General features: G+C 53.8%; 6 protein-coding genes and 1 pseudogene. 3 read left to right on the forward strand and 4 right to left on the reverse strand.

The annotated features are described in order from the left end of the window. Nucleotides 1-97 precede the first annotated feature (97 nt). The 3 genes from dctP to BM341_RS18760 all read left to right on the forward strand — a co-directional run bounded on the left by dctP (nt 98) and on the right by BM341_RS18760 (nt 3029). Nucleotides 98-1090 carry a TRAP transporter substrate-binding protein DctP gene (gene dctP, locus BM341_RS18750; protein ID WP_245784340.1) on the forward strand — a complete coding sequence of 331 codons (993 nt, stop codon included), beginning with the start codon at nt 98-100 and terminating at the stop codon, nt 1088-1090. 78 nt (nt 1091-1168) lie between these two features. Then, a complete protein-coding gene (locus tag BM341_RS18755) occupies nt 1169-1675 on the forward strand; it encodes a TRAP transporter small permease (protein WP_175507923.1) in 507 nt (168 codons plus the stop codon). A gap of 55 nt (nt 1676-1730) precedes the next feature. Continuing rightward, nucleotides 1731-3029 carry a TRAP transporter large permease gene (locus BM341_RS18760; RefSeq protein ID WP_089797839.1) on the forward strand — a complete coding sequence of 433 codons (1299 nt, stop codon included), beginning with the start codon at nt 1731-1733 and terminating at the stop codon, nt 3027-3029. A 105-nt stretch (nt 3030-3134) separates the two neighbouring features. Here BM341_RS18760 and BM341_RS18765 read toward each other — a convergent pair whose 3' ends face one another. The 4 genes and pseudogenes from BM341_RS18765 to BM341_RS18780 all read right to left on the reverse strand — a co-directional run. Then, nucleotides 3135-4169: a trans-3-hydroxy-L-proline dehydratase gene (locus tag BM341_RS18765; protein ID WP_089797841.1), complete on the reverse strand. Its 1035-nt coding sequence runs from the start codon at nt 4167-4169 to the stop codon at nt 3135-3137. A gap of 151 nt (nt 4170-4320) precedes the next feature. Then, entirely contained in the window at nt 4321-5319 is a 999-nt protein-coding gene (locus BM341_RS18770; protein ID WP_089797843.1) for an Ldh family oxidoreductase, read from the reverse strand. Nucleotides 5320-5410: 91 nt separating this feature from the next. After that, a complete protein-coding gene (locus tag BM341_RS18775) occupies nt 5411-6463 on the reverse strand; it encodes a proline racemase family protein (RefSeq protein ID WP_089797845.1) in 1053 nt (350 codons plus the stop codon). A gap of 103 nt (nt 6464-6566) precedes the next feature. Next, nucleotides 6567-6821, reverse strand: a pseudogene (locus tag BM341_RS18780) (N-methylproline demethylase); the annotation flags it as partial.

Genomic DNA, 6821 nt, shown 5'->3' on the forward strand with positions numbered 1-6821 from the left:
GCCACCTGAAGTGATCAGACAATGACCGCTGAGGCGGTAAGAGGGCCAACTTGGCGCTTGCATCGCGCAGGATCGAATTGTTCAGCGTTTCCCTAGCATGGCCGCAGCATCCGTTATCGCTGCTATTAGTTTCTCAGGTGCCTCTTGGGCAAGCGATGATGAGTTAACGCTTACCATGGCGACGGAATCAGGTGACCGAGAATCGCCTCATGGCCTGGCGGTTAAAAAAATCTCTGATATTGTCGAAGAAGAAAGTGATGGAAGAATCACCATCAATGTCTTCTATCAGGGGGAAATCGGCGGACCTCAGGAGCTCTTTGATCAATTGCTCAGGGGCAATATCGATCTCTTCCTCGGCTGGCCACAAACTTCCTACGATGAGCGGCTTGGCGTACTACAACTCCCCTATATGACCTTGGGTTGGGATGAAGCGCTAGATGCCTATGGCAAAGATGGTTGGGTCTCGGAAGTCGTCGGGCCCATCCTTGCGGATAATGGTCTGGAATATCTAGGACCCTTTCCGGAGGGCTTTGGCGGTATAGCCACAGCGGATACCTATGCTACCAACTATGAAGATGCGCAGGGAATCAAGCTCCGGTCACAGCCCATCTTCCCGCTGCCTCAAACGATACAGGCCATGGGCTTTCAGGCTGTCCCAATCGACTGGTCAGAAGTCTACACGTCGATTCAAACCGGGGTCGTCGATGGCGATTCAAGTAATGTGATTTTCTGGGACTACACCTATTTCAACGACCTGCTCGACTATTTTGTCCATTCCAAGCACAACTTCTCCTTCTATACATTCCTGATGAACCAGGACTCCTGGAACGCTCTCGACGAAGAAGATCGCGAAATCATCACGAATGCCGTGGATATCGTGGTCGAGGAGCAGTTTGAGAATGCCCAGGCCGAGGATGAAAAGTGGATCCAGAAGGCTCAGGAAGATGGCATGGAATATATCGTGCCGTCCGATGAAGAAATGAAAGACTGGGTCAAACGCGTCCGCGAGACAGTATGGGTTGAGGCGGAAGATTCCCTAGGAAAGGATGTCATGGACGCCGTCCGCAAGAATGCATCCGAGCCCGAATAAACACCTGCCGGTTGATTTGGAGCGGCCCTGCGAATGACAAAGGGCCGCTCCATGATCAATCCCGCAAGGGGTAATAACATGAAAGCCATTGTCGATTTGTTCGCCTCAATTGATAACGTAATTGCCTCGTTCATGAAGTTTGCTGTCACGGTGATGGGTATATTCGTGGCGTTCGCCATGGTGATCGGCATAGTGGCCAGGGCACTGCTGGGCATACAAGTCTTCGGACTCGAGGAACTGGTGCTGACGGCCGCCATGTGGCTGTATATGCTCGGGGCAGCCCTGGCCTCGCGGGAACGCTCTCATCTGAGTGCCGATTTCATTGAGGCCTTCTCCAAGAACAAGACCCTGCCCCATGTGACGAGACTGATTGCTACCGGCCTGTCGGTAGTGCTAGCGGTGTTTTTCGTGACCTGGAGCTACAGCTTGTTCGCCTGGGGGGTCGAGAAAGGACAGGTCACACCTGTTTTCAGTATTCCGCAATACATCTCTCAGGGCAGTCTCTTCGTCGCGAGCATCCTGCTATTGCTCTATGCGCTTCGCGATCTCATTCATGATGCCGGCAAGCTTTTTAATAAAAGGTGAGCGAAATGAAAACGACTTTCTACAAGATGCTCGCTGACAATAACAGGAGGCAGCTATGGGTGCTGTGTTAGCAATAGGTGTCGTCATCATTCTCATGATTATCGGCGTGCCGGTCGTCTTCTCGTTTGCCGCCATGACGCTCGTACTCTCGTTCGCCTATGATGTCGATATATCGTCGCTCATGACGACTGGATTCTGGTCCATCAATTCCATCATATTGCTGGCGCTTCCGCTGTTCATCATGACGGGTTACTTAATGCAGTCGGGAGGTATCGCCGCCAGGCTGATTAACTTCGCCGAGGCCATTGTCGGAAAGTCCCGCAGCGGCATGGGCACCACCATGGTTGTGTCCTGTGGGGTGTTCGGTGCGATTTCGGGGACCGCCTCAGCAGCGGTGGCATCCATTGGTACCATTATGATCGGCCCAATGGAAAAGCATGGCTACAGCCGCCCGTATTCCACGGCGCTGGTCGGGATCTCTTCCCTGCTTGGCCTGCTGATCCCGCCAAGCATCACCATGATCCTATATGCCGTAGTGACCCGTCAGTCGGTGGCAGCCGTATTCCTGGCGACGGTTGGCCCCGGTATCCTGCTGATGATCTTCCTTTGCGTCATCAATGCCATCAAGACACGCGCCATTGAGGGCTACAAGCCCGAGCCGATTGCCCTGGGAACGCGATTCAGGAACATCGGTAACACTGGCTGGAAGGCATTTCCCGCCTTGATGCTTCCCGTCATCATCTTGGGAGGGATCTACGGAGGTATATTCACCCCGACGGAGGCAGCCGCGGTGGCCGTCGTCTACGCCATTCCTGTTGGCCTTTTCGTTTATCGAGACCTCGATCTGAAGTCGCTGGCACACTGCTTCATCCAGGCCGCCACGACCACAGGGGTGATCATGATCATCCTGCTCTTCTCTTTTGTGGCCAGTCGCATCTTTACCTTCGAGCGTGTGCCTCAGGAACTCACCACGTTCTTGCTCGAGATGTTCGAGAATAAGCTGCTGATCCTGTTAATGGTCAACGTCTTTCTGATCCTGATGGGCATGATCATGGATGATGTCAGTGTTGTGGCCATCCTCAGCCCGCTGCTGCTGCCGGTCATGGAAAGCATCGGCGTCCATCCAGTGCACTTTGCCGCCATCGTGGGCACCAGCGTCGTCATCGGTTGCAATAGCCCACCGATGGCACCCATCCTGTTCATGAGTTGCCGAATCGGCCAGGTCGGGATGTCACAGGTCATACGCCCCGCCTTCAGCTTTATGCTATTCGCTGCTCTACCTGTGATGCTGGTCACGACCTACTGGCCGGCCTTGTCTCTTTATTTGCCCAGGCTGCTTGGATATGTAAGTTAAAAGCTAAATAGGGAGATTCCGGAAAAAAGAAAGCTGCCCATCGGGCAGCTTTTTCGCGGGTAACTGAGTCGAAACGCTCAAGCCACTTTGAGGTTATGAGTGCTATTAATTTTTAAATGATGGCCAGGTGTCGGTCAGGCGATAGCCCTCGGGCCAGGGATCCTCGGGATCCAACATGTGCTGATGAATGCCCGTGATCCAGCCGCGACCTGATATTTCTGGAACAATGGCCTTCTGACCACCGACCGTCGTTTCGCTCTTGAGATAGCCCTGGAATTCCGAGCCGATAAGCGAGCGTCCCTTGAAGTAATCCCCCACAGTCATCTCGCCTCGAGCATGCAGCAGGGCCATACGGGCAGAAACTGCAGTCCCAGTGGGAGAGCGGTCGATTTTACCCGGCTGAATCGACACTGCTGAGCGTGCCGAGAGACGGTTTCCGTCCCTCTCTAGAGGACCTGCGAATAAGCAAAAAGAAAAATGCGTCCATTCCGGGTTATCCGGGTGACGGAACGTCAGCTGTTCATTGGCAGCATTAGTGATGCGCACGCCAAGCTCCGCAAGGTGACGGGCTTCGTGTTCTTCAAGGCTGAATCCAAGCTCGTCTGCATCTACTACAACAAAGCTATCTCCACCGTAAGCCGTATCGACTCGGATCTTGCCGACACCTGGCACATGCAATGTTTGGTCTAGTTCACAGACAAAGGAAGGGACATTCTCCACTGTGATCCGTTGCGCCTTACCGTTATGACACTCTGCTGTAACCTTGACCAGTCCGCCAGGCGCCTCCAAAACCATCTCGGTAACCGGCTCCTGCATAGGGATAATGCCGTTATCCAGCAATACCGTGGACACGCAGATGGAGTTCGAACCCGACATGGGCGGGGTATCCTCCGGCTCCATAATGATCCAACCCATCTGAGCGTCAGGGTGCTTCGGTGGAACCAAAAGATTGACGTGACGAAAGACTCCGCCTCGTGGCTCGTTGAGAACAAAGTTACGCAACGTCTGATCCTTGTCGATCCAATTGCGTTGTTCCCAGAGGGTATCACCCGGAGGAGGCGCTACTCCTCCGACAATTACATCCCCCACTTCGCCCTCGGCGTGACATGAAACGACATGAATAGTCTTAGTGCTTCTCATAGATCACCTACTAGGGTATTGCCCGTGAACTCTCGCGAGTCTTGATAAAGGAAAATGATGAGAGAAAGTTCTTAAAGGCTCAGCAATAGTTAATATTTAACTTCGCCTATCCCTAGTCAGTTAGGGATTTTTATTAACCTCCTCTCACCGCTCACAAGGAGCGGCGGATAGCTTCGAGTACCGCAGCATCAATCTTAACCTGATCTTCTTCCGAAACATTGTTTCGCACCGGACGGCGGCCGGGTACATAAGCACCACGCTCGGCGATTCGATCAAGCTGTTGGCTCAAGCGGGTGGAAAAGTCTGCGTCGATGACTGTGGGTTGGATCGCAATGATCGTCACCCCGGCATCTACCACCCGATTTCCATTTTGGAAGTCCGGCATATCGAGCGACCATGAGGCGCCGGACAATCCGGCAGCGAGGCACTCGATCATCAACGCCACATTTGCGCCTTTCGCACCACCGAATGCCAAAAGTGCACCGCGCAGACCGGCCGCAGCGTCGGTGGTCACACTGCCTGTCTCGTCGATGGCCCAGCCTGCGGGTATCTCGCGACCTTCTTCCGCTGCCTTGGCAAGGTTGACGAAGGCCGTGGCACTGGATGCCTGATCGATGACCAGAGGTGCTGTCGTATCGGCCAGAGGAGCGGCAAACGCCATTGGATTGGTGCCGAATACGATCTTGCCACCGGGTGAGCCTGCGACCACTGCCGGACTGTTGGATACAGCAAAGGCGATCAGTCCTTCCAAGGCAAGACGGCGAACGTAATAGCCCAGCTCACCGGTCGTATAGCTATTGTCTTGAGTGAAGATCGTAACGCCGAGCTCCCGGGTTCTTTCGACGAGCGTTGATTCCGCCAGATCAAAGCCGAGCTGTGCGATGCCACCACCCGCGTCCGAGTGGATGATGGCGGACAGGGGCAAAGCGATTTTAGGCTCGGCGTCGCCATTGATGCGTCCCGCGCGGAAACCGGAGAGGTAATCCAGTAGATGCGGGAACCCAACACCCGGATGACCGAAAAGCGCAGCCGAAACTGTCGCCTTTGCCAAGGAGCGCGCAGTGGCCTCGTTAGCTCCTGCGGCGAGGCAGGCCTGTTCGGCCAGTTTCTGTGCCTCATGAGCGGAAAGTGAAAGTGTTTGCTGGTCCAAGAAAAGATACCTCCGATGTTCTTGATTCTATTGCTTCTTGAATAGTTGAGCGCTTACCAAGATCAGAACGTTTCAAAATTATAAAACCGCCTCAGGCCCAGATGTCCTGTACGCTGAACCCTTCCGTGAAGGGGTCGTCATTATCCAATACGTAGGTATTTATCCCATAGATCCAACTGGTTCCATTTATGGTCGGTATTACCGCTTTTCTATCACCAATTCTCGTCTCCTCGACCAGTCTTCCTGTAAACACGTTACCCAGGATGCCCTGATGACGGAAATCTTGATTCAGCGGTAGCTCACCCTTGGCATGAAGGACGGCCATTTTTGCGCACGTCCCCGTGCCGCATGGGCACCGGTCGATAGCGCCTGTCCAAGTACTGGGTTTCTCCCAATCGAGATCGCCGGAGGCAACGGTGACCGCATTCCTCCAATCAGCTTCGGCGCCACTTGCCGGGCCGGAAAGTTGCGATATTGTGATCCCGATACTCGGGTAATCAGGGTGTTCGACCGGCAACTGCTCGATAGCGGCCTGCCTGATCATGGCTGAGATCCGTACGATTTCCGCCCCATGTTCGGGTATGAGCTCGACACCGGGGAACTGTCGAACGTCGGCAATGACATAGAACATGCCTCCCCAACCAACATCCACCGTCACCTTGCCAAGATGCGGAACGTCTATTTCCGCATCAAGATAGGCCGCAAATGCCGGAATGTTCTTGAAAGTGACGCTTTTAACCTTACCGTTCTCGCACTCGGCTCTGATGCGGATCAGCCCAGCCGGTGCTTCCAGGACAAGCTCCGTGATAGGTTCCTTCATCGGCAACATACCCATCTCGAGCAGTACGGTTGCCACGGATATGGTGTTACCGCCCGACATGACGGGATATTCGACCTGCTCCATGATGACATAGCCGGCGTCGGCGTCGGGATGGCAGGGTGGAACGATGACATTACAACAGAGAGGGGGATAGCCGCGCGGTTCACGTAACATCAGCTTACGCAACTGATCGTCATTCTCTTGCAGCCAGACCATTTTTTCATACACCGTCTTTCCGGGAATGTAAGGTACACCGCCCGTGATGACGCGCATGGGTTCGCCGGCATGGGTATCTATCGCATGGATTGTTCTTTTAAATGACATTTCTACACCCTTTAAATATCTATCCAAGCCGTCCAGACAATTTTGAAACGTTTCCCAGGTGGCTCGACTGGTTAATGTTTAGCGGCTCTAACGGCTTTGCGTATCAAATATCCTTGACCAATCTAAGGGCATCATAGATCGCCGCATGCGTATTTCTGTGCGAGATGGCATCTCCCACCCTGAACAGCTGAAACTTCCCGTCCGGATTGGTCGCGAGCGTTTGCGGATTACCGACAATCAAGTCGTCATAATCGACCGCGCCCTGATTGCTGGATAGCGGCTTGAGTTCCTCGTAGAGGTCTTCCATCGGCAAGGTGCCGAAGTTGACCACGACCTGATCCACACGTCGTTCCCGGTT

It is taken from the genome of Halomonas korlensis (assembly GCF_900116705.1).
Taxonomy (GTDB): Bacteria; Pseudomonadota; Gammaproteobacteria; order Pseudomonadales; family Halomonadaceae; genus Halomonas; species Halomonas korlensis.